At 31.7% G+C, this 1,700-nt stretch carries 1 protein-coding gene; it reads right to left on the reverse strand.

Annotated features, from left to right (window positions below):
* Positions 1 to 114 precede the first annotated feature (114 nt).
* Positions 115 to 1,320, reverse strand: a complete 1,206-nt coding sequence (locus NE544_RS11945) for an IS110 family transposase (protein WP_256269490.1) — start codon at positions 1,318 to 1,320, stop codon at positions 115 to 117.
* Positions 1,321 to 1,700: the final 380 nt, after the last annotated feature.

Raw genomic sequence — 1,700 nt, forward strand, 5'->3', positions numbered from 1 at the left:
TAATTCATAAAATTTTGTGTCTTTCCATGAAGGACACATTTTTTGATGATTTTCCACGACAAAAAGATTGGATTTCTCCAATTTTTTAAATTTTTGTTTATAATGTATTTAAGACTACCTTTCATATGTGGTCTTGTTTTTGCATATACCGTATATTATTTTTAACAGTTTGGCGGTACATGCGGTTTTGGCAGCTTTCGAATTTAGCGGGTTCGATTGCTGCTTTTTCTTTTGATAGAATCGATTCACTGGATTATCTTTAGCTCCTCTTATAGAACATCCTACAGCCAGAAACAATAGACACCTTAGATATTTATTTCCTTTTTTGGATATCTTTAAATGTTTTCCATCCTGGTCTCCTGACTGATATATATGCGGATCCAATCCTGCATATGCCACAAGTGCTTCTCTTGATTTAAATTCTTCTATATCTCCAATCTCTGCAATGATCCTTGCAGCAAGATTGGGCCCTATTCCATCAATGCTTGAGATATATCTATATTCTTCTAAAGTAGAAGCAACTGTTATCATTTCATTCAATGTTTTTTCACATTCCCTCTGTGTTTCGATTACCTTATCAAGTAATATTTTAAATATTTCAACTTCTACATCATCCTTTTCACATCCGGGATATGTCTTTTTCGCAAATTCTATTATTTTTAATGCATATTCTAAAGATACCTTATGAGTATGACATGTATTTTTCTCAAGATATCTGGCAACCGTTTCAGCCTTCTTGTTCTTCAATAAATCCGGATGTGGATATTTCTTTAGGATTGTCATTGGAATATCACTATATCCATCCTTAAATAAATCAAGATATCCCGGAAAACAGATGCTTAACTGATTTTGAAATGTAACCTTGTATTTTCTAAGATGATTCAACTGATCTTCATACAATCGATTCTTTTTCCTGAGCCAGTTATATGTTTCATCCTTCTTTTTTAGTTCCATCATTTCTTCTTTATCATAATAAACTTTTGAAATAGATATTGGATCAAGCTTATCCGTCTTCTTATTATGTATTTCTTCTTTCCGTTTTCTGGCAGATTCTAAAGGATTGATTCTATATGTCTTTATACTGTTCTTACTTAGAAATCTTTCTAAAGGTTTTGTATAAACACCGGTTGCTTCAAATACGGCACATACCTTTTCATTGGTTTCAGCTTCCAGCTTTTGAATATCTTCTAGAAGTCTTTTGAATCCTTCAATATCATGATCAATTTTCTTTACTTTACCAAAACGTTTATTGTTCTTGATAAAACACATGTAATGACTGTTTCCATTGGAAACATCAATGCTTACAATTGGACTTTCCACACAATACTTCCTTTCATTAAACAGTAGAGATAACTTCCAAATTTCTGCTCCATATTGTTTCGTTTTACATACTGACTTGATTCAATTACCGTCTTTTTAGATATAAGCTTATTCATAAACAGAAATAGGAAGAATGACGTTTTTTCTAACTGACTCAAAGGTCTAAAAAGAGCTACGTCATTTCTTCTCTAAGACTTTGTTCTCATTACATGCCTGCAAAAAGAAAAAGCCAGGAATATTATATCCTGACTTGCATACCATGAATAACTAAACAAACAGTTGATTCTCTTTCAATAGAAATGATTCTTGATCTGTTCATCTACATTATACAATTCTATATTAACCAGAATACTTTTCTTCCTGGTTTCATAATACGAAAA

Source organism: Holdemanella sp. MSK.7.32, from assembly GCF_024460475.1.
Classification (GTDB): domain Bacteria; phylum Bacillota_I; class Bacilli_A; order Erysipelotrichales; family Erysipelotrichaceae; genus Holdemanella.